Origin of the sequence: Streptomyces sp. NPDC006643 (genome assembly GCF_042870175.1) — a bacterium.
Classification (GTDB): domain Bacteria; phylum Actinomycetota; class Actinomycetes; order Streptomycetales; family Streptomycetaceae; genus Streptomyces.
This window is the reverse complement of sequence record NZ_JBIAHA010000021.1, coordinates 54,761-80,370: the sequence shown is the minus strand read 5'-3', so window position 1 is coordinate 80,370 and position 25,610 is coordinate 54,761. Positions and strand designations below refer to the sequence as shown.

Annotated in this window: 23 protein-coding genes; 10 read left to right on the top strand and 13 right to left on the bottom strand. The window is 69.9% G+C overall.

The genetic code is table 11. The annotated features are described in order from the left end of the window. Positions 1 to 83: 83 nt before the first annotated feature. Positions 84 to 1,493, bottom strand: coding sequence for a type I glutamate--ammonia ligase (gene glnA, locus ACFYNU_RS27060; protein ID WP_023542261.1), 1,410 nt, complete (start codon positions 1,491 to 1,493; stop codon positions 84 to 86). A 253-nt stretch (positions 1,494 to 1,746) separates the two neighbouring features. On the opposite strand from glnA, the gene ACFYNU_RS27055 reads away from it, so the two are divergent. Further along, complete coding sequence (locus tag ACFYNU_RS27055) at positions 1,747 to 2,211, top strand: RDD family protein (RefSeq protein ID WP_356597276.1); 465 nt, start codon at positions 1,747 to 1,749, stop codon at positions 2,209 to 2,211. Positions 2,212 to 2,325: 114 nt separating this feature from the next. Here the strand turns inward: ACFYNU_RS27055 and ACFYNU_RS27050 are convergent, their stop codons facing one another. The 4 genes from ACFYNU_RS27050 to lipB all read right to left on the bottom strand — a co-directional run bounded on the left by ACFYNU_RS27050 (position 2,326) and on the right by lipB (position 5,539). Continuing rightward, the gene (locus tag ACFYNU_RS27050; RefSeq protein ID WP_356597246.1) at positions 2,326 to 3,024 is read right to left on the bottom strand and encodes a DUF4191 domain-containing protein; all 699 of its coding nucleotides are present in this window, start codon (positions 3,022 to 3,024) and stop codon (positions 2,326 to 2,328) included. Between the two features lie 19 nt (positions 3,025 to 3,043). Beyond that, positions 3,044 to 3,277 carry a hypothetical protein gene (locus ACFYNU_RS27045; RefSeq protein WP_388767452.1) on the bottom strand — a complete coding sequence of 78 codons (234 nt, stop codon included), beginning with the start codon at positions 3,275 to 3,277 and terminating at the stop codon, positions 3,044 to 3,046. Positions 3,278 to 3,598: 321 nt separating this feature from the next. Next, positions 3,599 to 4,564, bottom strand: a complete 966-nt coding sequence (lipA, locus tag ACFYNU_RS27040) for a lipoyl synthase (RefSeq protein WP_356597244.1) — start codon at positions 4,562 to 4,564, stop codon at positions 3,599 to 3,601. Positions 4,565 to 4,714: 150 nt separating this feature from the next. Then, the gene (gene lipB / locus ACFYNU_RS27035; protein WP_356597242.1) at positions 4,715 to 5,539 is read right to left on the bottom strand and encodes a lipoyl(octanoyl) transferase LipB; all 825 of its coding nucleotides are present in this window, start codon (positions 5,537 to 5,539) and stop codon (positions 4,715 to 4,717) included. A gap of 302 nt (positions 5,540 to 5,841) precedes the next feature. On the opposite strand from lipB, the gene ACFYNU_RS27030 reads away from it, so the two are divergent. Then, positions 5,842 to 7,419 carry a regulator gene (locus ACFYNU_RS27030; RefSeq protein WP_356597240.1) on the top strand — a complete coding sequence of 526 codons (1,578 nt, stop codon included), beginning with the start codon at positions 5,842 to 5,844 and terminating at the stop codon, positions 7,417 to 7,419. 30 nt (positions 7,420 to 7,449) lie between these two features. Here the strand turns inward: ACFYNU_RS27030 and ACFYNU_RS27025 are convergent, their stop codons facing one another. The 6 genes from ACFYNU_RS27025 to ACFYNU_RS27000 all read right to left on the bottom strand — a co-directional run bounded on the left by ACFYNU_RS27025 (position 7,450) and on the right by ACFYNU_RS27000 (position 14,673). Further along, the gene (locus tag ACFYNU_RS27025) at positions 7,450 to 8,946 is read right to left on the bottom strand and encodes an NAD(P)/FAD-dependent oxidoreductase (protein ID WP_356597248.1); all 1,497 of its coding nucleotides are present in this window, start codon (positions 8,944 to 8,946) and stop codon (positions 7,450 to 7,452) included. Between the two features lie 706 nt (positions 8,947 to 9,652). Beyond that, positions 9,653 to 10,327 carry a response regulator transcription factor gene (locus ACFYNU_RS27020; protein ID WP_356595557.1) on the bottom strand — a complete coding sequence of 225 codons (675 nt, stop codon included), beginning with the start codon at positions 10,325 to 10,327 and terminating at the stop codon, positions 9,653 to 9,655. Further along, positions 10,324 to 11,637 (bottom strand): sensor histidine kinase, encoded by a 1,314-nt coding sequence (locus ACFYNU_RS27015; protein WP_356595555.1) that lies wholly within the window; start codon positions 11,635 to 11,637, stop codon positions 10,324 to 10,326. Before ACFYNU_RS27015 ends, ACFYNU_RS27020 begins: the two co-directional genes overlap by 4 nt. A 90-nt stretch (positions 11,638 to 11,727) precedes the next feature. Continuing rightward, a complete protein-coding gene (locus ACFYNU_RS27010) occupies positions 11,728 to 12,618 on the bottom strand; it encodes a DUF4429 domain-containing protein (protein WP_356595553.1) in 891 nt (296 codons plus the stop codon). Positions 12,619 to 12,682: 64 nt separating this feature from the next. Further along, positions 12,683 to 13,894 carry an alpha/beta hydrolase gene (locus ACFYNU_RS27005; protein WP_356595551.1) on the bottom strand — a complete coding sequence of 404 codons (1,212 nt, stop codon included), beginning with the start codon at positions 13,892 to 13,894 and terminating at the stop codon, positions 12,683 to 12,685. A 53-nt stretch (positions 13,895 to 13,947) separates the two neighbouring features. Beyond that, positions 13,948 to 14,673 carry a TetR family transcriptional regulator gene (locus ACFYNU_RS27000; protein WP_356595549.1) on the bottom strand — a complete coding sequence of 242 codons (726 nt, stop codon included), beginning with the start codon at positions 14,671 to 14,673 and terminating at the stop codon, positions 13,948 to 13,950. Positions 14,674 to 14,930: 257 nt separating this feature from the next. Between ACFYNU_RS27000 and ACFYNU_RS26995 the strand changes: the two genes are divergently transcribed. The 3 genes from ACFYNU_RS26995 (at position 14,931) to ACFYNU_RS26985 (ending at position 17,369) form a co-directional block, all read left to right on the top strand. Next, a complete protein-coding gene (locus tag ACFYNU_RS26995) occupies positions 14,931 to 16,424 on the top strand; it encodes an MFS transporter (protein WP_388767493.1) in 1,494 nt (497 codons plus the stop codon). A gap of 228 nt (positions 16,425 to 16,652) precedes the next feature. Further along, a complete protein-coding gene (locus ACFYNU_RS26990) occupies positions 16,653 to 17,039 on the top strand; it encodes a peptidase inhibitor family I36 protein (protein ID WP_356595545.1) in 387 nt (128 codons plus the stop codon). A gap of 135 nt (positions 17,040 to 17,174) precedes the next feature. Continuing rightward, positions 17,175 to 17,369 (top strand): hypothetical protein, encoded by a 195-nt coding sequence (locus tag ACFYNU_RS26985; protein ID WP_356595543.1) that lies wholly within the window; start codon positions 17,175 to 17,177, stop codon positions 17,367 to 17,369. 40 nt (positions 17,370 to 17,409) lie between these two features. Here ACFYNU_RS26985 and ACFYNU_RS26980 read toward each other — a convergent pair whose 3' ends face one another. Further along, on the bottom strand, positions 17,410 to 18,192 hold the full coding sequence (locus tag ACFYNU_RS26980; protein ID WP_356595541.1) for a potassium channel family protein: 783 nt from the start codon (positions 18,190 to 18,192) through the stop codon (positions 17,410 to 17,412). Positions 18,193 to 18,295: 103 nt separating this feature from the next. After that, positions 18,296 to 21,040 carry a pyruvate dehydrogenase (acetyl-transferring), homodimeric type gene (aceE, locus tag ACFYNU_RS26975; RefSeq protein ID WP_356595539.1) on the bottom strand — a complete coding sequence of 915 codons (2,745 nt, stop codon included), beginning with the start codon at positions 21,038 to 21,040 and terminating at the stop codon, positions 18,296 to 18,298. A 600-nt stretch (positions 21,041 to 21,640) separates the two neighbouring features. On the opposite strand from aceE, the gene ACFYNU_RS26970 reads away from it, so the two are divergent. From ACFYNU_RS26970 to ACFYNU_RS26950, 5 genes are all read left to right on the top strand, one after another. Further along, positions 21,641 to 22,078 (top strand): DUF3052 domain-containing protein, encoded by a 438-nt coding sequence (locus ACFYNU_RS26970; RefSeq protein ID WP_023542051.1) that lies wholly within the window; start codon positions 21,641 to 21,643, stop codon positions 22,076 to 22,078. 169 nt (positions 22,079 to 22,247) lie between these two features. After that, complete coding sequence (locus ACFYNU_RS26965) at positions 22,248 to 22,799, top strand: peroxiredoxin (protein ID WP_356595536.1); 552 nt, start codon at positions 22,248 to 22,250, stop codon at positions 22,797 to 22,799. Between the two features lie 218 nt (positions 22,800 to 23,017). Then, positions 23,018 to 23,593, top strand: a complete 576-nt coding sequence (locus ACFYNU_RS26960; RefSeq protein WP_023542053.1) for a TerD family protein — start codon at positions 23,018 to 23,020, stop codon at positions 23,591 to 23,593. 193 nt (positions 23,594 to 23,786) lie between these two features. Next, a complete protein-coding gene (locus tag ACFYNU_RS26955; RefSeq protein WP_356595534.1) occupies positions 23,787 to 24,362 on the top strand; it encodes a TerD family protein in 576 nt (191 codons plus the stop codon). A 51-nt stretch (positions 24,363 to 24,413) separates the two neighbouring features. Beyond that, on the top strand, positions 24,414 to 25,547 hold the full coding sequence (locus ACFYNU_RS26950) for a DUF475 domain-containing protein (RefSeq protein ID WP_356595532.1): 1,134 nt from the start codon (positions 24,414 to 24,416) through the stop codon (positions 25,545 to 25,547). The last annotated feature ends 63 nt before the right edge of the window (positions 25,548 to 25,610 follow it).

The following is a 25,610-nucleotide window of genomic DNA, read 5'->3' as shown; positions in this document are numbered from 1 at the left end:
ACCGAGCACGACAGAGGCCGCTACCCCCGACGACGGGATAGCGGCCCTCGTGCGCATTCAGGCGAAGTGGCCCGATTCGCGGTTTAGATGTCGAAGTACAGCTCGAACTCGTGCGGGTGCGGGCGGAGTTGGATCGGGGCGATTTCGTTGGTGCGCTTGTAGTCGATCCACGTCTCGATCAGGTCCGACGTGAACACGCCGCCCGCCTGGAGGTACTCGTTGTCGGCCTCCAGGGCCTCGAGGACCGCCGGGAGGGAGGTCGGGACCTGGGCCACGCCCGCGTGCTCCTCCGGGGCCAACTCGTAGAGGTCCTTGTCGATCGGCTCCGCCGGCTCGATCTTGTTCTTGATGCCGTCGAGGCCCGCGAGGAGCAGGGCCGAGAAGGCCAGGTACGGGTTGGATGACGGGTCCGGGGCGCGGAATTCGACGCGCTTGGCCTTCGGGTTGGAACCCGTGATCGGGATGCGCATCGCGGCCGAGCGGTTGCGCTGCGAGTAGACCAGGTTGACCGGGGCCTCGAAGCCGGGGACCAGGCGGTGGTACGAGTTCACCGTCGGGTTCGTGAACGCCAGCAGCGACGGCGCGTGGCGCAGGATGCCGCCGATGTAGTAGCGGGCGGTGTCCGACAGGCCCGCGTAGCCCTGCTCGTCGTAGAACAGCGGGTCGCCGCCGGCCCACAGGGACTGGTGGACGTGCATGCCGGAGCCGTTGTCGCCGAAGATCGGCTTGGGCATGAAGGTCGCGGTCTTGTTGTTGCGCCAGGCGACGTTCTTCACGATGTACTTGAAGAGCATCAGGTCGTCGGCCGCGGCGAGCAGCGTGTTGAACTTGTAGTTGATCTCCGCCTGGCCGGCGGTGCCGACCTCGTGGTGCTGGCGCTCGACCTGGAGGCCGGCGGCGTCCAGCTCCAGGGAGATCTCGGCGCGCAGGTCGGCGAAGTGGTCGACCGGCGGGGCCGGGAAGTAGCCGCCCTTGTAGCGGACCTTGTAGCCGCGGTTGTCCTCGGTGGAGCCCGTGTTCCAGGCGCCGGCCTCGGAGTCGATGTGGTAGAAGCTCTCGTTCGACGTCGTGTTGAAGCGCACGCTGTCGAAGACGTAGAACTCGGCCTCGGGGCCGAAGTACGCGGTGTCCGCGATGCCGGTGGAGGCGAGGTACGCCTCGGCCTTCTTGGCGATGTTGCGCGGGTCGCGGCTGTACTGCTCACCCGTGATCGGGTCGTGGATGAAGAAGTTGATGTTCACCGTCTTGTCGCGACGGAACGGGTCCACCCGAGCGGTCGACAGGTCGGCGCGCAGCGCCATGTCCGACTCGTGGATCGCCTGGAAGCCGCGGATCGAGGAGCCGTCGAAAGCCAGCTCGTCATCCGGGTTGAACGCCTTCGCCGGGATCGTGAAGTGCTGCATCACGCCAGGCAGGTCGCAGAATCGGACGTCTACGAACTTCACGTCCTCGTCCGCGATGAACTTCTTGGCGTCGTCGGCGTTCTGGAACATCCAGCTCCTCCTCCTCCCGTCCCCAGGGAGGGGCGGGGGTTTATCGCTACTGGTCGTGCGGCCAGTGCGGTGGCACACGCAGGACCCGACCATAGGTATGCGGGATTTCTCAAGCATGACCCATTTGTTTCGCCGAAGTTAACCGAGCTGGGTGTGGGCCGTTCCACAGACCGGCCAGCACGGCTTGAAACGGCCCCCGGAGAGGGGACCCCCAGCGGCTCGGGTACGGATACGCGCGCAGTACCGTGGTCGGGTGGACAACAGGGAAGCAATCGGATCGTGGCTCTCCGGACCGCGCGCGGCGGCCGAGGAGATGGGCACGGACTTCGGGTACCGGGGCGAGCGCCTCGGGCTGCCGAAGGAAGGGCCCGGTTCCGCCGCCCCCGTCGGGCGGCGCTTCGGTGCGCTCTTCCTCGACTGGGCGCTGTGCATGCTCATCGCGTACGGGCTCTTCGCCCGCGACGCGCAGAGTGCCGCCAACTACGCGCTCGGCGTTCTCCTCGTACTGAACATCGTCACCGTCGGGACCGTCGGCTTCACCCCCGGCAAGCGCGTCTTCGGGCTGCGGGTCGTCTCCGAGAGCCGCGACCGGCTCGGTTTCGGGTGGGCCGTGGTCCGCAGCGCGCTGCTGTGCCTCGCCGTACCCGCCCTCGTCTGGGACCGCGACGGGCGCGGGCTGCACGACCGGCTCGCCCGTGCCGTACAGGTGAGGATCTAGCCCGGGGTCTGGCCCGGGGCCCCGGCAGTCACGGCGGACAGTGAGAGAGGGCGGTGGGAGGAACTCGCGTTCCTCCCACCGCCCTCTACGTGTGTCCCGGCGTGTTCCCGCCGGTCAGCGCATCTTTCCGCCCCGCGGCATCCGCATGCCCTTCGGCATCGGGCCCTTCGGCAGCGGCATGTTGCTCATCAGGTCGCCCATCGCCCGCAACCGGTCGTTCGCCGCGGTCACCTGCGGGCCGGAGAGCACCCGAGGCAGCTTCAGCATCGTCGTACGGACCTTCTTCAGCGGCACCTGACCCTCGCCGTCGCCGACGATGATGTCGTGCACCGGCACATCGAGGACGATGCGCGCCATCTTCTTCTTCTCGGCCGCCAGCAGGCTCTTCAGCCGGTTCGGGTTGCCCTCGGCCACCAGCACGATGCCGGCCTTGCCGACCGCCCGGTGGATCACGTCCTGGCTGCGGTTCATCGCGACCGCGGGGGTCGTGGACCAGCCCCGGCCCACGTTCTCCAGCACGGCCGCCGCCGCCCCCGGCTGGCCCTCCATCTGCCCGAAGGCAGCGCGCTCGGCGCGGCGTCCGAAGACGATCGCCATCGCGAGGAAGGCCAGAATGAAGCCCAGGATGCCCAGATAAATGGGGTGACCGACCAGGAAGCCGATCGCGAGGAAGACGCCGAAGGTGACGATTCCCACGCCCGCGACGACGAGACCGACCCTCTTGTCGACCCGTCGGGTCATCTTGTAGGTGAGGGCGATCTGCTTCAGTCGCCCAGTTTCCGCCGCAGTGTCTGCGTTTTCCTTCCTCGCCATGAACGGAAGTTTACGTGGCTCAGGAAGGACGGCCCGACACGGCCTCCAGTACGTGCTGCGCCTCGACCCGGTCCTGTGCCCTGCGGCGGTCTTCCAGGACGGCTGTCCAGGCGTTCCTGCGGGCCCTGCGCTGGCCGCTGCTGAGGAGAAGCGACTCCATGGCGCGCAGCGCGTGGGAGACGGAGGGCAGGGTGGCGGGGCGGGTGGCTGCCGCCATCACCTCGGTGATGGGTCGTACCGGCGCGGCCTGCATGGTGGCTGTTCCCCCTAGGGACGAGTTTCGGTTGGGGAGGGTGCGGAGGGTGCGGAGGGTGCGGAGGGTGGTGAAGGCGGGGCGGAGCGGGGGCTGTGCGTACTTACGAGGGTCACTCTCCGGTGTTACCAGTGCGTGACCAAACGGTCAAACGGTCGTGAATGCCCGAAGCCGTACCCCCGAACGGCGCCGCGGCCCGTACGCGACCCCTGCCAGCGGGAGCGTACGGGCCGCGGCGGTGCGGCCGTTACTGTTAAGTAGTCTCTTGTGCTCGGATTCACACGGTGGGCGCGCGCAACGAGCGGGCACAAGCCGGCGGATTCACACCGCCTGGCGGACAGACTCCGCGCTCCGGCGCTCCATCGCCTGCTGGAACAGCCGCCCCGCGCGGTACGAGGACCGGACCAGCGGTCCCGACATCACGCCGGAGTAGCCGATCGCCTCGGCCTCGTCCTTCAGCTCAACGAACTCGTGCGGCTTCACCCAGCGTTCGACGGGGTGATGGCGCGCGGACGGCCGCAGATACTGCGTGATCGTGATCAGTTCGCAGCCCGCGTCGTGCAGGTCGCGCAGCGCCTCGCTGACCTCTTCACGGGTCTCGCCCATGCCCAGGATCAGGTTGGACTTGGTGATCAGGCCGGCCTCGCGGGCCCGCGTGATGACGTCGAGGGAGCGCTCGTACCGGAAGCCGGGGCGGATCCTCTTGAAGATGCGCGGCACCGTCTCGACGTTGTGCGCGAGCACCTGCGGGCGCGAGGAGAAGACCTCGGCCAGCTGCTCGGGCTCGGCGTTGAAGTCGGGGATGAGGAGTTCGACCTTCGTACGGCCCGCCTCGCGGGCCGCGGTCTGCGCGTGGATCTGGCGCACCGTCTCCGCGTACAGCCACGCGCCGCCGTCCTCCAGGTCGTCGCGGGCGACGCCGGTGATCGTGGCGTAGTTCAGGTCCATCGTGACGACGGACTCGCCGACCCGGCGCGGCTCGTCACGGTCCAGCGCCTGCGGCTTGCCCGTGTCGATCTGGCAGAAGTCGCAACGCCGCGTGCACTGGTCGCCGCCGATGAGGAAGGTCGCCTCGCGGTCCTCCCAGCACTCGTAGATGTTGGGACAACCGGCCTCCTGGCACACGGTGTGCAGACCCTCGCTCTTCACGAGCTTCTGCATCGCGGTGTACTCGGGCCCCATCTTCGCCCGGGTCTTGATCCACTCGGGCTTGCGCTCGATGGGGGTCTGGCTGTTCCGGACCTCCAGGCGCAGCATCTTGCGTCCGTCGGGTGCGACAGCGGACACGTCCGGCACCTCTCTCTGCTGGCGCGGCATTCGAATCTTCGGCGAAGACCAGAGTACGCCCGTTGATTGCTTGGTAGTGAGTGGCCATGGCGTCGCATGGCGTAGGGACAACCGGCGGGCGGCCAGGGGCATTCCCCTCGCCGCCGGGGGTCAGGCGCTCGCCGGCGCGACGGCCTCCGTGCCCGCCTCGGCCTTGACGGCGCGGGGTTTCGGCTCCGCCTGCTCCAGTACGTTCCGCAGATGGTGCTCCACCACCGGAAGCACCTCGGCGACGGTGAGGTCGTGGCCCAGTTCGTACGAGAGCGACGTCACGCCCGCGTCCCGGATCCCGCACGGCACGATCTTGTCGAACCAGGTGTTGTCCGGGTTCACGTTCATCGAGAAGCCGTGCATCGTCACGCCCTTGGCGACGCGGATGCCGATCTGGGCGAGCTTGCGGTCCTCGCGGCGCTGGCCCGCGTTGGACGGCGCGTACTCGGGGCCGTTCAGCCGGGGATCGAACTCCGTGTCGTTCACCCGGGGGTCGAAGTCCAGCGACAGACCGCCCAGGGCCGGCCGTTCCTCCACCGGATCGCCGAGCACCCATACGCCGCTGCGGCCCTCCACCCGCGTCGTCCGTACCCCGAAGTCGGTCGCCGTACGGATCAGCGCCTCCTCAAGACGGCGTACGTGGGCCACCACGTCCACGGGGCGCGGCAGCTTCAGGATCGGATAGCCGACGAGCTGACCAGGGCCGTGCCAGGTGATCTTGCCGCCGCGGTCGACGTCGACGACAGGAGTCCCGTCCAGGGGGCGCTCACTGTCCTCCGTACGCCGCCCCGCCGTGTAGACGGGCAGATGTTCGAGCAGCAGGCAGGTGTCGGGGATCTCGTCCGCGAAGCGGGCCGCGTGGACCTCGCGCTGCTTCTGCCATGCCTCCCGGTACTCCACGGCGTCGCCGCCGAAGCCCAGATGGACGAACCGCAGCTCACTCACGGGCATTGCCTCCCTCGCTCTGCGCCCGGGATCCGGGGGATGTCCCCGCGACAACCGGGCACGTGCACATATCGCGCCCCAGCCACTGTACGGCCGTGTCCCACGGAGCGGTCCGGCAGGCCCGGAGGGCGCTCACGGCGGTACGGGGCCGGTGGAAGCGGCACGTCAGCCAAGGCCGCAATCCTCACACGATCGGATGAATGTGAGACGAACGTGACGGTGTGGGCAGCTTCGACCGCTAAATTCGCGCCGTTCCATGAGGGCTGCTCCCGGGGCCCGGAAGGCAGGAGACCGTACAGCTGATGTCGGAACGACCTCCGCAGCGCATCCCCAACCGCCAGCTCGCCGCGCTCATCGCAGAAGCCGGTTTCTCCAACGCAGGTCTCGCCCGTCGGGTGGACCAGCTCGGGCTCGAACACGGCCTCGATCTGCGGTACGACAAGACGTCCGTCACGCGCTGGTTACGCGGCCAGCAGCCACGCGGCACCACACCCGCACTGATCGCCGAGGTCTTCACACGCCGGCTCGGCCGCCGGCTCTCCGCACAGGATCTGGGGCTGGACGCCTGCGCGCCCGTGTATGCCGGGCTGGAGTTCGCGTCGACCCCCGAGGAAGCCGTCGACATCGTCGGCGGACTCTGGCGCAAGGACTCGGGGAGCCACGCGGAGCTGCGCAAGATCGCGTTCACCCCGGCGGGGCTGGTGGTGCCGAGCCGGGACTGGCTCATCGGCCGTGCCGACGAGCGGGTCGGGCACGACGGGTCGTCGGCGGCGTCCGCGCCGGCCCCGCCGGGCGCGTCCCGTGCGGCGGGTGCCTCAGGCGCTTCCGGCGCCTCGGGTACGTCCTCCTACGGAGGCGGTGGCGGCTCCGTAGGGCCGGTCGGCGTCCGCGTGCCCGCCCAGGGCCGCGGGACCGTGCCCCGGCAGGCCCTGCCCGCCGGTGTTCCCCCGGCCCGCCAGACGGACCGGGTCGCCGGTCAGCGGGTCGGTGGCGGCGACGTCGCGGCCCTGCGCTCCGTCAGCGAGCTGTTCCGCACCCTCGACCAGGCCTACGGCGGCGGGCACGCGCGCCAGGCACTCGTCAGGTACCTGGAGCACGAGTGCGAGCCGATGCTGCGCGGCGTGTACGGCGAGACCACCGGACGGCGGCTGTTCGCCGCCGCGGCCGACCTGACCAGACTGGCCGGCTGGACCTCGTACGACATCGCCGCGCATGGGCTCGCCCAGCGCTACTTCGTCCAGGCGCTGCGGCTCTCCCAGGCGGCCGGCGACCGGGCGTACGGCTCCTTCGTCCTGATCACCATGAGCCGCCAGGCCGTCTACCTCGGCCACGGCCGGGAGGCGGTCCAGCTCGCCCGCGTCGCCCAGCAGGGCGTCGGGTCCGCCGCGCCGCCCGTGGTGCAGGCGCTGCTGCACTCCGTCGAGGCGCGCGGACACGGCGTGCTCGGCGAGGCGCGGGCCTGCACCACCTCGCTCGCGCGGGCCGAGCGCGCCCTGGAGTCGGCGCGGCCCGGCGACGAGGTGCCGCACTGGGCGCGCACCTTCGACGAAGGGCAGCTCGCCGACGAGTTCGGGCACAGCTACCGGGACCTCCAGCAGTACCGCGCCGCCGTCCAGCACGCCGAGCGCTCGCTCCAGTTGCGGTCACCGGCGTTCGCGCGCAGCCGGCTCTTCTGCCGCGTGGTGCTCGCCTCCGCCCGCCTCGGGCTCGGCGAACTGGACCAGGCGTGCGCGCTGGGAGCGGAGGCCGCGCAGCAGGCGACGGAGATCCGGTCGGCGCGCGCCGTGGACTACGTACGGGACTTCGAACGGCGGCTGGAGCCGTACCGGGAGGCCGCGGCGGTGCGCAACTACCGGGACCGGATCGCGGCGTTCGGCTGAGTGCCGCCGTCCGGGCCGCTGTGCGGGCTCCTACGCCGCTGTCGGGAGCTGGAGGGTCCCGTGGTCCGGTCGTACGCCCAAGTCGTCCAGGATCGCGTACGCGGCCCTGCGGCCCGACGAGAGCGCGCCCTGGACGGTGCTGGTGTCACGGTGGTCCCCGCACACGTACAGGCCCGACAACAGCCGCACCTGACGGCGCAGATCGTGCGGCGCCGGCATGGCGGGGACCGCCTCGGGGTCGTGCTGGACGGCCAGCAGCTCCCAGTCGGCGGTCGACGTGCCGTACAGCGTGTCGAGATGCGCGCGGACCGCGCCGTCGAGTTCCGCCTCGGGGGGCGGCGTACGGAGCCCGAGCACCGTCGAGGAGATCAGCGGCCGGCCGGCCGGGGCGCGCGACGGGTCCACCGCGCTCATCACCGTCGTGTGGGCGACGGGGCCGCCGCGCCGGTCGCCGTCCAGGAGCAGCGCCGGTTCGGTCAACGGGGCCGTGGGGGCGGTGTGGTGAAGGACCGTCACGGGGTGGAAGTCCGGCACCCGCAGACCCGGCAGCAGCTCGGCCGCGGCGCGGGCGCCGGTCGCCACGAGCAGGGAGCGGCAGGTGATCTCGCCGTGCTCCTTCGTACCGACGGAGCTGATCGACGCGTCCGTCACACACACGCCCGTCCGCACCGTGCCGGGCGGCAGCGTGGCCGCCAGCAGCTCCGGCAGGGCGGTGGCGCCGCCCTCGGGGACACACAGCCGGCCCCGGGCGAAGCTGCGCAGGGCCAGATCGGCGCACCGGCTGGACGTGGTGAGGTCCGGGTCGCAGAGCAGGGCGGACAGGAGGGGGCGTACGAAGCCGTCGACCGTCCGCGCGGGCAGTCCGCGCGCGGACAGCGCGGCGAGGGCGGGGCGCTCGGGGCGGGCCAGCAGCCGGTTCACCGGCGTGGTCGCGAGGCGGCCGAACGCCGCGTGCAGCCGGGCCTGGTCGAGCGCGTTGCCCAGCGGGGGGCGGGAGCCCAGCCGGGCGGCCCTGGGGCCGGTCCTGGCGTGCGGGGACCGGGTACGCGGGGTCCGGGCGCGCGGGGCGCTTGCCAGGGCGCGTGCGGCGGTGAGTGCGCCCCGCGCGCTCCCTGCGACGACGGTGACGCCCGCGCGGTGGTGGCGTCCCTCGCTGTGGACGAGAACCCCCGGCGAGAACATCCGGAGCGCGGCGTCCGACAGGGCGGGGTTGCGCAGCAGTTCCGGGTACGAGGTGTTGAGCATCTGGCCGATGCGGTCGAGCCGGAAGCCGTCGAGGTGTTCGGTGGCCATCCGGCCGCCGATGTAAGGGGCGGCTTCCAGGACGGTGACTGTTACGCCGGCACGGGTCAGCTGGTGAGCGGCCGACAGGCCGGCGATTCCGGCGCCAATGATGACGACGTCCGCATGGTGTTCAGTACTGAGCACGTGCCCCTCCCCGAGGTCGGCGCGGCTGTGGGGTCCGGGCTGGTGCCTCGGCCCATCGGTCGAGACTAGGAAGGGAGCGGGCTGTTCGCAGTCGCGCAGTCACGGGTCATGGGAGCGGCGGGGGCGCACGGGGTGCGGGGTCGCCTCCGGCGCGGTTGCGGGTTCGTTGCGGGGGTGGCCTCCGGCGGGGGTTGCGGGTTCGTTGCGGGGTTCGCCTGCGGCGCGCTGGGTGGGTTGCGGGTTCGTTGTCGGGGGCGGGGTGCGGGGTCTTCGGAGGGGGGTGTCCGGACGGCGTGACTTACGCCGCGTGCAACCTCGTTGGACCCGACGACCCGGGTCGTTCACGCGACACAAGTCAGCCTGAGTGTCCGGACACCCCCTCCTGCGACCCCGCCCCCCTCACACCGCCACGACGTCCCCACAAACCCCGGGTGGGTGGGGTGGGGCCGGACCGTGCGGCCATGACACCCCGTCTTGCCGGGTGGCCCGGCCTGTCCGGTGGTGGACTACCGGGTTCCCTGACACCCTCCGCGGGTTGGGAGGGGGACGCGCAGGGGGCGTGGTCGGACACTCAGGCTGACTTGTGCCGCGTGGACAAGTTGGGTCGTCGGGTCCAACGAGCGGTTCACGCGGCGTAAGTCACGCCGTCCGGCCATGACCCCGGAGCGGCACCCGGACACCGGCCGCAACCCACCCAGCCCGTCCGGCGCTTGAGGACGAAACCGACCACCGGGCGGCACCGGTCAACGAACCCGCAACCCACCCGGCCCGCAGGCGCGGACCCCGGCAACCGAGCACCGCCCGCTCAACCCCCAGGCGCCACCAGCCCCGACTCGTACGCGAAGATCACCGCCTGCGCCCTGTCCCGCAGCCCCAGCTTCGCCAGCACCCGGCCCAGATGCGTCTTCACCGTCTGTTCCGCCAGGACCAGGTGGTCCGCGATCTCCTGGTTCGACAGGCCCCGCGCGATCAGTTCCAGGACCTCCGTCTCGCGCGGCGTCAGCCCCTTCAGCCGCAGCGAGCGGTCCTTGCGCGGGGCCGGCCGCTGCTGGGCGAAGTCCGCGATCAGGCGGCGGGTCACGGACGGCGCCAGCAGCGCCTCGCCCGCCGCGACCACGCGGACCGCCGAGATCAGGTCCGCCGGCGGCGCGTCCTTGAGGAGGAACCCGGAGGCGCCCGCGCGCAGCGCCTCGTACACGTAGTCGTCCACGTCGAACGTCGTCAGCATCAGTACCTTCGGCCGGTGCACCACCCCCACCGGCGGGTCCAGCAGTGCCCGCGCCGCCGCCAGGCCGTCCATCTCCGGCATCCGGACGTCCATCAGGACCACGTCGGGGTGGGTGCTACGGCTGACCTCGACGCCCTGGCGGCCGTCCGGCGCCTCGCCGACCACGTCGATGTCGGGCTGCGCCGACAGCAGCGCGGCGAACCCCGCCCGCACCATGGCCTGGTCGTCGACGATGATCACGCGGATGGTCAAGACGGGTCCTTCGCGTTCGGGTCGGGGAGGGGAGCCGCCAGTGGCAGTCGCGCGGCGACCCGGAAGCCGCCGTCCGGCAGCGGCCCGGTGTCCAGCGTGCCACCGGTCAGCCGTACGCGTTCGCGCATACCGACCAGCCCGTGGCCGGTGCCGGAGGACTCCAGCGGTGAAGTGCGGGCCGCGGCGGGCCCGTTGACGATCAGGACGGTCAGCCAGTGGGCGTCGCCGGTCACCGAGACGCGGGTCGGTGCCTCGGGCGCGTGCCGTACGACGTTGGACAGGGCCTCCTGGACGATGCGGTACGCGGAGAGGTCGACGGACGGCGGGACGGGGCCGAGATCCGCGGCGAGGGTCAGCTCCGCCGGGACCCCGGCCCGTACGGTCGCCTCGACGAGTTGCTGGACCCGGCTCAGCCCCGGCTGCGGTGTCCGCTCGCTCGCCGAGCCGTCGCTGCGCAGCACCGCCAGCAGCCGCCGCATCTCGGTCAGCGACTCCCGCGCGGCGGCGGCGATCGTGGAGAACTCCTCGTGCGCCGCCTCGGGCAGCCCCTCGATCCGGTACGGCGCCGAGTCGGCCTGCACCGTGATCACGGACATGTGGTGGGCGACCACGTCGTGCAACTCGCGGGCGATACGGGCCCGTTCCTCCAGCAGGGTGCGCTGCGCGCGTTCGACCTCGCTGATGGTCTCCTGCTCCACCAGCCGGCGCTGGGCGTCACCGCGCTCGCGCAGGGCGGCCGTGACGAGCAGGACGACGCCGGTGAGGACGAACAGCAGGAGGTTGACGCCGTCGCTGCGCTCCTGGGAGATCAGTTCGAAGACCAGCCCCGCCGTGCCCGTCGCGAGCCAGACGGCGAGGAGCGTACGGCGCGATTCGCGCAGCCCCAGGCACACCGTCAGCAGGAGGTAGCCGACGACGATCATCGGTGTCCACGGCCAGGACCGGCCGTCCAGGCCGTCGGCGGAGGTCAGCAGCAGTACCGCGCCGACGATGTCGCCGGTGAAGATGATCCACCACGCCTGGAGCGGCCGGGTCACGGCGAGCAGCAGCGGCGCGGCCTGCGCGGTGGCGAGCGCTCCCGCCCAGCCGCCGGCCAGCCCGTAGTCCTGGACGAGGACGGTCGTGGTGGTGGGCAGCAGCGCGGCGGCGAAGCCGAGGGCGATGACGTACGGGATCAGGCGCTGCCAGCGTTTCGCGGCGTGCGCCAGCAGCGGTTCGGTGGACACCGCCGGGGTGCTCAGGGCGCCGACGAGCGAGCGCAGCGAGTCGCGGGCACGGGTGGCGCGGGGAGGTGGTTCTTCGGTACTCATGGCTGGTTCAGCGTATGCAGCGTGGGTGCGGGACGGCGTCATACCCAGGAGCCAGACCCGGGCTCATACCCCGGTAGGGGGTCGGCCTGTTCACAGCTCGGCGAGCAGCTGTGCCTTCTTGGCGCTGAACTCCTCGTCCGTGACCAGCCCCATGTCGTGCAGCTCGCCGAGGTGCCGGATCCGCTCGGCGATGTCGGCGGGGTCGGGCCGGGCCGCGGCCAGGACCGGCACCGGGACGTCCCCCGGCGTCACGGCGGGGGCGGCGCCCGAGGTGCGCAGGGCCGCCAGGACCGCCGCCGCGAACGGCAGCGACTCGTGGACCGGCCCGTAGCCGAGGCCGAACACCACGGCCGCCGGGTCGTGGTCGGCCTGGGTGGGCTGCTGGCCCTCGCCCCGGCGCAGCAGCCGCAGGTAGCCGTCGAAGACGTCGGGGGAGCGCCACTCGACGCCGCTCAGTTCCTGGACGGTGAAGGTCTGGTCGCCCGCTTTCCACTTCGCCGACGACGCGCCCGTCCAGAACCAGCGGAAGGCCACCTTCGACCCGTCGAAGGTGGCCTTGCCGTCGTACGCCTTGAAGTGCAGGGGCGCCGGGGGAGCGGTCACCAGGAAGCGGTCGGCCGGCTCCTTCTCGTCCGGCGGCGCGGCCTGGGCGACGGCGGTGCGCAGCTCGTCGGCGTAGTACTCGGCGAGGATCTCGCGCTCCGCGGGCAGCACCAGCCGGTACGGATCACCGGACTCCTTGAGCTGACCGGCCGCCGCGTCCATCAGCGGGTCGGCGCCCGGCCGGGGTACGGCGTGCAGGACCACCGTCCCGCGCTTGCCCGGGGAGAGCGTCACCGCCGCCAGCGCCTCGTACGGTATGCGCCTCTCGCGCAGTGCCTGGAAGAGCTTTGGCGTGCGTATCCCCCGTTCGAAGCGGATGAGCACGGAGTCGCTTTCGAACTCCCAGGTGGCATGAATTCCGGCCAGCACATCACCCATGTGCCTCATCGTAGGCGGCGAATGCCCGCACGTCGCCACCTCCGTCCGCCAAGTTCTACGCGCGTCAGATCACTTCGTCGCCGGAGATTCCGCTCCGGCAGGCGGCCGAGGCGTCCGCACAACTGGTGTTCCGGTACGAACCGACCCCGATGTCCGCGAAGTTCTCCAGGCTCTCCGTGCCCGGCTCGAAATAGCCGCCGTGACCGACCGCGCCCCGTGCGGACAGCACCCGCGCGCCGAAGTCCTTCGTCACCGGGTCGGCGCCGTGGCCCAGTCCGCCGAGCTCCAGATAGGGCACGGCCCGGATCCAGTCGTCCTGGTCGCGCATCGCCCAGACCCGGGCGTGGGTGCCCAGCGCCCCGGCCGAGCCGACCCGCATGCCGGGGCTGCCCGCGACCGCCACGTCCGTGACCCGGGCAGGCAGCCGGCGGGCGGCGACACCGCACACCACGGAGCCGTAGCTGTGGCAGATCAGCGAGACCCGTGAGCCGCCGGGCAGCGCCGAGGTGAGCGCGTTGAGCCGTACGGCGCCCTCCGACGCCCGTCTGCCGATCGCCGCGTCCACGCCGATACCCGAGGGCGCGGTGTAGTCGGCCCACGCGATGACGGCGGTACGGGTACGGGGCGAGGCGGCGCGCTCCGCGTCGTACAGCGACCTGGCCATGCCGACGGGCGCGGTGAAGGGACGCGCGGTCCGCTCGAACGTCAGCAGGTTGGTGTCCACGCCCGGGACGACCACCGACACCCGCCGGGCGCTGCCGAGGTCGCCGAAGACCTCGGCGGCGCGGCCGTCGCCGGTCGGGTCGAAGGCGAGGATGTCGCGTCCGGCGCCCGCCATCGACTGGAGGCGGTGCATCCGCCCGGCCGCCTGCTGACGGCCCTCGGCGGAGAGTCTGCCGTCGCGCGCGCGGGCGCGCTCGGCGTCCCGCGCCTGGAGCACCGCCAGCCGGTTGGCGCGGTAACGGAGCGTCAGGGGCGCGCCGTTCAGATTGCCCACCACCAGGGGGTGGCGGTCGGCGAGCCGGATCCGCTGCGCGGCGGTGAGCGAGGCGAAGAACGCGGCCAGCCGGCGGGGCGACGCTCCGGGGTCCGGCAGGCGCAGGCCGCCGATACGACCCTTCTCCCAGGCCGTGAGCGCCCGTTCGCGCACCGTGCCCTGTTCGCCGTGGCGCTGGAGCGCGGTCCAGCCGCCGCTCGCCAGCATCACGAAGACCACGGCGAGAGCCAGCAGGGTGCGCCACGCGGTGAGGGACGGGGAGGAGTCGAAGGAAGTCACTGCCGGACACCCTAAGAGACCCACGACGCTGCCCGGCAACCGCGTGAGTCGGATCACCCGCCGGCGTCCGTCCTCCTTATTACGGGTCGAATCGCGCGCCGGGGACCGGGTGCCGGCGGCTCGTCGCGGGCGCTCCAGTCACCCGCGAGCGTGGGCACGAGCTGGTCCAGATACGACTCCGTCAACTCCAGCAGCCCGTCCAGACCGGTCTCCCGCCCCTGCCCCCACAGCCGTCCCGTCACCCGCATCACCCCGGAGAACGCCGCGACGGCCACCCGCGGACGCGGATCCGTCGCCACGTCCAGCCCCTCGCGCTCGGCGATCACCAGCGCGGCCTGCTCCTCCAGTTCGGTGGCCCGCCGCAGATGCGCGGCCAGCAGCGCGGGGGTGGACTCGATCATCCGGTAGCTGCGCAGATGCAGTTCGACCGGGATCAGCGCCTCGATCGCCTCGTTGATACGGCTCCAGGAGGCCAGCACCGCGTGACGCATGGCCTCGAACGGGGTCTCCCGGGACGGGCGTTGACGCAGCTCCGCCAGGAAGTGCGTCTCCACCATGTCCTGGATGGTGAACGCCGCCGCCTCCTTGCTGGCGAAGTAGCGGAAGAACGTGCGCTGGGAGACGTCGACCGCCTCGGCGATCTCGTCGACGGTCGTCTCCTCGTACCCCCGCGTCGTGAACAGATCGAGAGCCACCCGCAACAAGGCGTCGTGCGTACGCTGCTTCTTCAGCTCCCGCAGTCCGGCCGGATGCCGTACCGGCCGCTGCCCGTCCACCACTCGCCGGTCCTCCTTCTCGTCATGTCCGGTCCACTTCGGCCGCTCATGTCCACCCGAAATGAGATGTGAGCCACATGACAGTTACAGACAGGTGAAATGGTTTGTCAACTGGCAGACGCTGTCATTAGCCTCGGGACATGACTAGTCAGACCACCGTCAAATCGGCGCCGAGAGACCCGCGGGACGCGGATCCGGGAGCCGCCAAGGGCCTGCGCGGCCACCCCTGGCTGACCCTCTTCTCCGTCGCCATCGGCGTGATGATGGTCGCCCTCGACGGCACGATCGTCGCGATCGCCAACCCGGTGATCAAGGAAGACCTCGGTGCGACCTTCGCCCAGGTCCAGTGGATAACCAACGGCTACCTCCTGGCGCTCGCCGTGGCGCTCATCACCGCCGGCAAGCTCGGTGACCGCTTCGGCCACCGCCAGACCTTCCTGATCGGCATCGCGGGCTTCGCCGCCGCCTCCGCCATCATCGGCTTCTCCGACAGCGTCGCGTTCGTCGTCGCCTTCCGCGTGCTCCAGGGCGTCTTCGGCGCCCTCCTCATGCCCGCGGCCCTCGGCCTGCTGCGCGCCACCTTCCCCGCCGAGAAGCTGAACATGGCCATCGGCATCTGGGGCATGGTCATCGGCGCCTCCACCGCGGGCGGCCCCATCGTCGGCGGTCTGCTCGTCGAACACGTCAGCTGGCAGTCGGTGTTCTTCATCAACGTGCCCGTCGGCGTCGTCGCCCTGATCCTCGGCCTGGTGATCCTCAAGGACCACCGCGCCGCCAAGGCACCCAAGTCGTTCGACGTCGTCGGGATCCTGCTGCTCTCCGCCGCGATGTTCTCCCTGATCTGGGCGATCATCAAGGCGGGCGAATCGTGGGGCTGGAGCTCCGCCGGCACCTGGGGCTTCCTCGGCGCCGCCGTCCTGTGCTTCGCCCTGTTCGCCGTCTGGGAGACGAAGGTCAAGGAACCCCTCGTACCGCTGAGCATGTTCCGCTCCGTCCCGCTCAGCGCCGGCGCCATCCTCATGGTGCTGATGGCGTTCGCCTTCATGGGCGGCCTGTTCTTCGTGACGTTCTACCTCCAGGGCGTCCACGGCATGAGCCCCGTCGACAGCGGCCTGCACCTGCTGCCGCTGACCGCCATGATGATCGTCGCCTCACCCGTCGCGGGCATGCTGATCACCAAGTTCGGGCCGCGCGTCCCGCTGGTCGGCGGCATGGTCTGCACGGCCGCCGCCATGTTCGGCATGTCGACCCTGTCGGCCGGCTCGGGCACGTTCGTGATGTCGGTCTGGTTCCTGCTGCTCGGCATGGGCCTGGCGCCCGTCATGGTCGGCGCCACCGAAGTCATCGTCGGCAACGCGCCGCTGGAACTCTCCGGCGTCGCCGGGGGACTCCAGCAGGCCGCGATGCAGGTCGGCGGCGCGCTCGGTACGGCGGTGCTCGGCGCCGTCATGTCCGCCAAGGTCAGCTCCGACCTCGCGGGCAACTGGACGGACGCCGGCATCCAGCTGCCGCTGGACCCGAAGCTGGAGCAGGCGGCCGAGATCGGTGTCGCCCCGGCCGAGCTGGCCGAGGCGCCCGGGATGACACCCGACGTCTTCGACAAGATCACCGGGGTCATGCAGGACACCTTCGTGTCCGGCATGGGCCTGGCCTTCGTGGTCGCCGGCGTGGTCGCGGTGGTCGCGGCGTTCGTCGCCACCAAGACCAAGCGCGGTGACAACGCGGACGCGGCCGGGGGCGGCGTCCACATCTGACCCCCGGCGTCCGGCGCTTGAGGTCGGACCCCTGAGGTCCGGTCCCTGACTCCGACTTTGGCGCGGCTCGCGTCAACACGGCGCGATTCCGCGCGACGGCCCCGCCCTGACATCCCGGCGGGGCCGTCGCCTGTTCGGGTGGAGTCGGGCAAGATCCTCTTCCCGTGGGGCGGGTCGCCGGGCGAGAGTGCGGACAACTGATCAGCACCACACGGGGGTTCCACCATCATGCGTACCAGCACGCGTACCGCCATGCGTACGACCATCTCCGTCACCCTGCTCACGGCCGCCACTCTTGCCACCGGGCCCGCCGCCCCCGCCGCGGCTGTTCCGCGCGACGCGTGCGGACCGGGCGAGCTGTGTCTGTGGGGGAAACCGGATTTCCGGGGCGCCCGGCAGACACATGAACTGTTCCGCACCGAGATCCAGAACTGCGTCCCCCTGCCGCCCGGCACCGACGCGCAGTCGCTGGTCAACCGCCTCGGACGGCCCGTCACCACCTACCAGTCCGACGAGTGCGAGGAGACCGGCGAGTTCCAGACGTACCCCGGCGACGGCACCTGGGTACCCCATTCCCCGTACCGCGTACGGGCCTTCAAGGTCTGGGAACGCTGAGCGGGGGTACCCGACGTTTCAGACAGCCCACATCCACCGACACAGGGAGTGATGATGACGGGCTTCGGGAACACCCGGACACGCAAGCACCCCCGTTCACGCGGCCGGACGAGGTCGCGGAACGGGACGGACCGCGTGACCATCGGAATAGTCGGTCTGGTCTTCGCCGTCGCGGGACTCTTCGTCCTGTCGATCGTGCTCGGCCCGCTGGCCATCGTGCTCGGCTGGCTCGGCATGGGACGACGGTGGAGCACCGCGTACGTCCCGGCGGTGATCGCTTTCACGCTCGGTATCGTCGACACCGTACTGGCGCTCATGTGGCTGCTCTGACCGGCCACTTCGGCACCCACCGCGGATACGGACCGCGCGATCAGACCGGTGTGCGGCCGGCTGTCGTACCGTCGCTCTCCCGCGCCTGACCGGGCAGGGCGGCACCCGACAGCCGGCCCACTTCCGCGCGCAACTCCCTGACCTCCTCCGCCAGCAGCTCGATCGCCGCCGTCTGGCGCTTCTCACCCTCGCTCTCCTGCTCGAAGCGGGAGATGAACCACGTCGCGATGTTCGCCGTGATCAACCCCAGCAGCGCGATCCCGCTCAGCATCAGACCGATCGCGAGCAGCCGGCCGAGCCCCGTCGTCGGCGACAGATCCCCGTACCCGACCGTGGTCATCGTCGTGAACGACCACCACACCGCGTCGCCCAGCGTCTTGATGTTCCCGTCAGGCGCGTCGCGTTCGACCTCCAGGACGGCCAGCGAACCGAACATCATCAGCCCGGCGACCGACCCCACCACATACGTCGTGAGCCTGATCTGGCTGGCGATCCTCGCCCGCTGCCCCACCAGCAGCAGCGTCGCCACGACCCGCAGCAGCCGCAGCGGCGCCACCATCGGCAGCAGCACCGCCAGCAGATCCAGCGGATGACGGCGTATGAACTGCCAGCGGGCACGCGCCAGTACGAGCCGCACCGCGTAGTCCACGGCGAACAGGCCCCACACCACCCACTCGACCAGCGTGCAGGCACGGACGAGACCGCCGTGCGCGTCGGTCACCACGATGGGCAGGGCGTACGCGGCACCGAACAGCAACGCGCCCGCCAACAACGGCCGCTGCGTGCGCCGCTCCCAGCGGACACGCGCGGGTATCTCCTTCATGGCCGGAAAGAGTACGCACCACCGGCCCGGAACAGCGGTGGCCGGCCCCGTGAAGACGGGACCGGCCACCGGCCGTGTACTGCTCGCGGGCCGCCGCTTCGTGCTACGCGTCGCCGCCCTCGGGGCCCGGGTCCGCCGCCGCCACGTCCAGCAGCTGATACCGGTCCACCGCCTGCTTCAGCACCGAACGGTCCACCTTGCCCTCCCTGGCCAGCTCCGTGAGCACGCCCAGGGCGATCGACTCCGCGTCGATGTGGAAGAACCGGCGGGCCGCGCCACGCGTGTCCGCGAAGCCGAAACCGTCCGCGCCCAGCGACTGGTACGTCCCCGGCACCCAGCGCGAGATCTGGTCCGGCACCGCGCGCATCCAGTCCGACACCGCCACGAACGGGCCCTCGGCACCGGACAGTTTGCGCGTCACGTACGGAACGCGCTGCTCCTCCTCCGGGTGCAGCAGGTTGTACCGCTCCACCTCCACGGCCTCCCGGCGCAGCTCGTTCCACGACGTCGCCGACCAGACGTCCGCCCGCACGTCCCACTGCTCGGCGAGGATCCGCTGCGCCTCGACCGCCCACGGCACGGCCACACCCGACGCCAGGATCTGCGCCGGGACCGAGCCCCGCTCGCCCTGCTTGAAGCGGTAGACGCCCTTGAGGATGCCCTCGACGTCGACGTTCTCCGGCTCGGCCGGGTGCTGGATCGGCTCGTTGTAGACCGTCAGGTAGTAGAAGACGTTCGGGTCCTCGTCCGGGTGCGGCTGCCCGTACATCCGGCGCAGCCCGTCCTCCATGATGTGCGCGATCTCGTAGCCGAACGCCGGGTCGTAGGAGACACAGCCCGGGTTCGTCGAGGCGAGCAGCTGCGAGTGCCCGTCCGCGTGCTGAAGACCCTCACCGGTCAGCGTCGTACGGCCGGCGGTCGCACCCAGAACGAAACCACGCGCCAACTGGTCGGCCATCTGCCAGAACTGGTCACCGGTGCGCTGGAAACCGAACATCGAGTAGAAGACGTACACCGGGATCAACGGCTCGCCGTGCGTCGCGTACGCCGAACCCGCCGCGATCAGCGACGCCGTACAGCCCGCCTCCGAGATGCCGTCGTGCAGCATCTGCCCGGTCGGCGACTCCTTGTAGGCGAGCAGCAGTTCACGGTCGACCGACTCGTACTGCTGACCCAGCGGATTGTAGATCTTCGCACTCGGGAAGAACGCGTCCATACCGAACGTGCGGTACTCGTCCGGCGCGATCAGCACGAAACGCTTGCCGATCTCCTTGTCCCGCATGAGGTCCTTGAGCACCCGCACGAACGCCATCGTCGTGGCGATCGACTGATGACCCGAGCCCTTCTTCGCCGCCGCGTACGCCTTGTCACCCGGCAGCTCCAGCGCCTTCGACCGCACCACACGGGTCGGCACATAGCCGTCCAGGCTCTTGCGGCGGTCGTGCATGTACTGGATCTCTTCCGAGTCCTTGCCCGGGTGGTAGTACGGCGGCTGGCCGTCCTCCAGCTGCTTGTCCGTGATCGGCAGATGCAGCCGGTCGCGGAAGCCCTTCAGATCCGCGACCGTCAGCTTCTTCATCTGATGCGTCGCGTTACGGCCCTCGAAGTTCGGACCCAGCGTCCAGCCCTTCACCGTCTGCGCGAGGATCACCGTCGGCTGGCCCTTGTGCGCCTTGGCCGCCGCGTACGCCGCGTACACCTTCTTGTGGTCGTGCCCGCCACGCCCCAGATGCAGGATCTGCTCGTCGGTCATCCCCTCGACCATGGCGCGCAGCCGCTGGTCGTCACCGAAGAAGTGCTCACGGATGTACGCGCCCGTCTCCGTCGCGTACGTCTGGAACTGCCCGTCCGGCGTCGTGTTCAGCCGGTTCACCAGCACACCGTCACGGTCCTGCGCCAGCAGCGGGTCCCAGGAACGGTCCCAGACCAGCTTGATCACATTCCAGCCGGCGCCCCGGAACTGCGACTCCAGCTCCTGGATGATCTTGCCGTTGCCGCGCACCGGGCCGTCCAGCCGCTGAAGGTTGCAGTTGACGACAAAGGTCAGATTGTCCAGACCCTCACGCGCCGCGATCGACAGCTGACCCAGCGACTCCGGCTCGTCCATCTCGCCGTCGCCCAGATACGCCCACACATGCGACCGCGACGTGTCGGCGATACCGCGCGCCTCCATGTAACGGTTCATCCGCGCCTGATAGATCGCACCCAGCGGACCGAGCCCCATCGAGACCGTCGGGAACTCCCAGAAGTCCGGCATCAGCCGCGGATGCGGATAGCTGGACAGCCCGTTGGGGGCCTTCGACTTCTCCTGGCGGAACGCGTCGAGCTGCGCCTCGCTCAGCCGGTCCAGCAGGAACGCGCGCGCGTAGATGCCCGGCGACGCGTGCCCCTGGAAGAAGATCTGGTCACCGCCGTCACCGCCGTCCTTGCCCCGGAAGAAGTGGTTGAAGCCCACGTCGTACAGCGAGGCCGAGGACGCGAACGTCGCGATATGACCACCCACACCGATGCCGGGACGCTGCGCGCGGGAAACCATCACCGCGGCGTTCCAGCGGGTCGCGTTGAGGACCTTCCGCTCGATCTCCTCGTTGCCGGGGAAGAACGGCTCGTCCTTGGTGGCGATCGTGTTGACGTAATCCGTGCTGCGCATCTCGGGCACGGCCACGCGCTTCTCGCGCGCCCGCTCGATCAGGCGGAGCATCAGATAGCGGGCGCGCTCACGCCCCCGTTCGTCGACGGCGGCGTCGAGCGAGTCGAGCCACTCCTGGGTCTCCTCGGGATCAAAGTCCGGGACCTGGCTGGGAAGGCCGCCAATGATGATCGGGTTGCGATCGGATCCGGAAGCCACACTGTTCCTTCGCTGTTCGGGTCGTGTCGCGCCTCGCGTCCTGGCCGGCCGTCCGACCGGTCACCTCATCACGCTGGGCACGCCTGGGGGTCCTGCGGGTGCATCTGCTGTTCCGCGTACATCTGCTGTTCGGTGGATCTTGCCTCTTCTGCCGCCAGGGAACAGGCACGGGAGCGGGCCGTACGGCGTATCCATCGTGTACCGCGGCGACGGAAACGTCACCTCTACCGAGTGGTAACCCTCACACCGCCACGAATTCCGCGCGATCACATCGCCCACCCGGCCGGTAGCCGTGTTCCGGGACGGGCCAAATCGCAACCTTACGCCCAAGGCGACTATGCGTTTCGTTCGGCCGTTCGGACCCGATTGGCGTACCGAAGCCGCGTAGAATGACAAACGGGACGGAAACTCTCCACAGGCATCACGGCCGGTGTTATCGGGGTGTCAGGAGATGCGACGAAGCGGCCCGGAACGTACCCGTTTCGGCGGTCTCGGCCGTCGGGTACTTGCGCGATCCGCCCGGCCCGTGTGGACTACGGCCAGCGCCCCGCGTACGCGCGTGGCTGAAGCATTTTCCAAAACATGATCAGGAGGCAATCCGTGAGCGCGACCGCGGACCACGCGGAGGAACGAACCAACGTTGCCGCGAGGCTTGGGTTCGAACCCGGACAGGTGGTCCAGGAGATCGGCTACGACGACGACGTCGAGCAGGAGCTCCGTGAGTCCATCGAGGCCGTCATCGGCCAGGAGCTCGTCGACGAGGACTACGAGGACGTGGCCGACGCCGTCGTGCTCTGGTTCCGCGACGACGACGGCGACCTGACGGACGCGCTGGTGGACGCCATCGGCCTCATCGAGGAGGGCGGAGCGGTCTGGCTGCTGACGCCCAAGACAGGCCGTGACAACTACGTCGAGCCCAGCGACATCAACGAGGCCGCCCAGACCGCCGGCCTGGCGCAGACCAAGAGCATCAACGCCGGCAAGGACTGGACAGGCAGCCGGCTGGTCACGCCCAAGGCGGCGAAGTCCAAGCGCTGAGAACAGGCGCCGCATCCGAGCGCGCAAGCCGAAGCGGCAGCCTGGCGGACACGCCTCGCAAGCCTCGCACGTAACGACGGCCCCCGTCGGCACCCGCCGCCGGGGGCCCTTGCGTCGTGCGTAGGGTGGTGCTGCGGGCGGCCGGAGCGGACGAGGGGGAGCGGGGCACATGACGGGAACGGGACGGGCGGGCATCGCGGTCGGGAGCGAGGCGCCGGACTTCACCCTCAAGGACAACCACGGGCGGACGGTACGGCTCGCGGACTTCCGGAGCGGGCCGGCCGGTCACGACGATGGCGGCGGGGCCGAGGCCCGGGGTGAGGGCGGGGGCGAGGCCTGGGGCGACGGCGGCAAGAACGTGGTGCTGGTCTTCTACCCCTTCGCCTTCACCGGCGTCTGCACCGGCGAGCTGGGCGCGCTCCGTGACGCGCTGCCCGCCTTCGTCAACGACGACACCCAGCTGCTCGCCGTCTCCACCGACTCCATCCACACCCTGCGGATCTTCGCCGAGCAGGAGGGCCTGGAGTACCCGCTGCTCTCCGACTTCTGGCCGCACGGGCAGACCTCACGGGCGTACGGGATCTTCGACGAGGACAAGGGCTGCGCGCTGCGCGGCACCTTCGTCATCGACAGGACGGGCATCGTGCGCTGGTCGGTCGTCAACGCCCTGCCGGACGCACGTGATCTTGACGAGTACGTCAAGGCCCTCGCCGCTCTGTGACGACAACTCGCCATCCCTGAACGGCGTCTCGCGCAAAAACCCTTGTGGGAGCGGGGTTGTCCCTTGTAAACCCGCACAAGGGGCGGGAACCGGTCACTAGGATCCAGTCGTTCATCCGATGCCAATTGCACCAGGGGGCGTGCGACGCACGGCGACGGCCGCCGAAGTGGCCGGCGCCGAGGCCGCCCGCCCCTGAGGAACTCATCAAGGGAGGACTCGTGGGAGTCAGCCTCAGCAAGGGCGGCAACGTCTCGCTGACCAAGGCCGCGCCCAACCTGACCGCGGTCACCGTGGGTCTGGGCTGGGACGTCCGCACGACCACCGGCAACGACTTCGACCTCGACGCCAGCGCCCTGCTGACGAACGCCGAGGGCAAGGTCACCGGCGACGGAAACTTCGTCTTCTTCAACAACCTCAAGAGCCCCGACGGTTCCGTCGAGCACACCGGCGACAACACCACCGGTGAGGGCGAGGGCGACGACGAGGCGATCAAGGTCAACCTCGCAGGCGTGCCCGCGGACGTCGACAAGATCGTGTTCCCGGTCTCGATCTACGAGGCGGAGAGCCGCCAGCAGTCCTTCGGCCAGGTGCGCAACGCGTTCATCCGCGTCGTCAACCAGGCGGACAACAACGAGCTGGCGCGGTACGACCTGACGGAGGACGCGTCCACCGAGACCGCGATGGTCTTCGGAGAGCTTTACCGAAATGGCGCCGAGTGGAAGTTCCGCGCCATCGGACAGGGGTATGCCTCTGGCCTGCGTGGCATCGCGCAGGACTTCGGCGTCAACGTCTGAGCCGCTGGTCCGTCCGTCCGGCGCCGCACATCCGAGTGCGGCGCCGGACGCGCCTCACCGTGCGGGTCAAAACCCGCACCCGCACCAGCACCACCCGTATCACCCGTATCACCCGCATCACCCGCATCACGAGTACGGCGTCAGGCGCGCCGTGCCCGGCTTCACGTCACACCTCTGGGGAGGACTCACCATCATGGGCGTCACACTCGCCAAGGGGGGCAATGTCTCCCTCTCCAAAGCCGCACCGAACCTCACCCAGGTGTTGATCGGTCTCGGCTGGGACGCGCGCTCCACCACCGGAGCGCCGTTCGACCTCGACGCCAGCGCACTGCTCTGCCAGTCGGGGCGCGTGCTCGGCGACGAGTGGTTCATCTTCTACAACAACCTCACCAGCCCCGACGGCTCCGTCGAGCACACCGGCGACAACCTGACCGGTGAGGGCGACGGCGACGACGAGTCCCTGCTGGTCAACCTCCCCGCCGTGCCCGCGAATGTCGACAAGATCATCTTCCCGGTGTCGATCCATGACGCCGACGCCCGCGGCCAGACCTTCGGACAGGTCAGCAACGCGTTCATCCGCGTCGTCAACCAGGCGGACGGCCAGGAGCTGGCCCGGTACGACCTCACGGAGGACGCCTCCACCGAGACCGCGATGATCTTCGGCGAGCTCTACCGCTACAGCGGCGAATGGAAGTTCAGGGCGGTGGGACAGGGGTACGCGTCGGGGCTGCGCGGCATCGCTCTAGACTTCGGGGTCAACGTTTCGTAAAGCAGTGCTCTGCGCGGGGGAAAACCCGTTAAACACCAGATGGGGTAGCCAGTGATCCTGAAAACCTTCGGCTGGTCGTTCGCCATCACGGCGGCCGGCCTTGCCTTCGCGGCCTGGCAGTGGGGGTGGGAGGCGTTCGGGATCGTACTGATCCTGTCGATCCTTGAGATCTCGCTGTCGTTCGACAACGCCGTTGTCAATGCCGGGATCTTGAAGAAGATGAATGCCTTCTGGCAGAAGATCTTCCTCACCATCGGCATCCTGATCGCCGTGTTCGGAATGCGGCTGGTGTTTCCCGTCGCGATCGTGGCCATCAGCGCCAAGGTGGGCCCCATCGAGGCCGTCCAGTTGGCGCTGGACAAGCCCGAACAGTACGAGGCCCTGGTCACCGACGCGCACCCGGCGATCGCCGCGTTCGGTGGCATGTTCCTGTTGATGATCTTCCTGGACTTCATCCTCGAAGACCGTGACATCAAGTGGCTCTCCTGGCTGGAGCGTCCGCTGGCCAAGCTCGGCAAGGTCGACATGCTGTCGGTCTGCGTCGCACTGGTCATCCTGCTCATCACGGCCATGACGTTCGCCACCAACGCGCACACCAGCACCGGGTACGAGGACAAGTCCGCCACCGTACTGCTCTCCGGCGTCGCCGGTCTGGTCACCTACCTCGTCGTCAACGGGCTCTCCAGCTTCTTCGAGAACAAACTCGAAGAGGAAGAGGAGCGCGAACACGAGGAGGAGGAGAAGGCCAAGGCCGAAGGCAAGCAGGTCTCGGCCGTCGGACTCGCCGGCAAGGCCGCGTTCTTCCTCTTCCTCTACCTCGAAGTCCTGGACGCCTCCTTCTCCTTCGACGGAGTCATCGGCGCCTTCGCCATCACGAACCACATCTTCTGGATGGCGCTCGGCCTCGGTATCGGCGCCATGTACGTCAGGTCGCTCACCGTCTACCTCGTCCGCCAGGGCACGCTGGACGACTACGTCTACCTGGAGCACGGCGCGCACTACGCGATCGGCGCGCTCGCCGCGATCCTGCTCATCACCATCGAGCACGAGATCCACGAGATCATCACCGGCCTCGTCGGCATCGTGCTGATCGCCGCCTCCTTCTGGTCATCCGTGGTCCGCAACAAGCGAGTTGCGGCAGAAGGTGGCGGAGATACGGAAGACAAGACAACAGTCCAAGTCTGAGTCCGTCTCCTGGGTGTGACCAGGAGGGGATAGCGGGAACGCTCTGAGCGGGGCGGCCTGAGG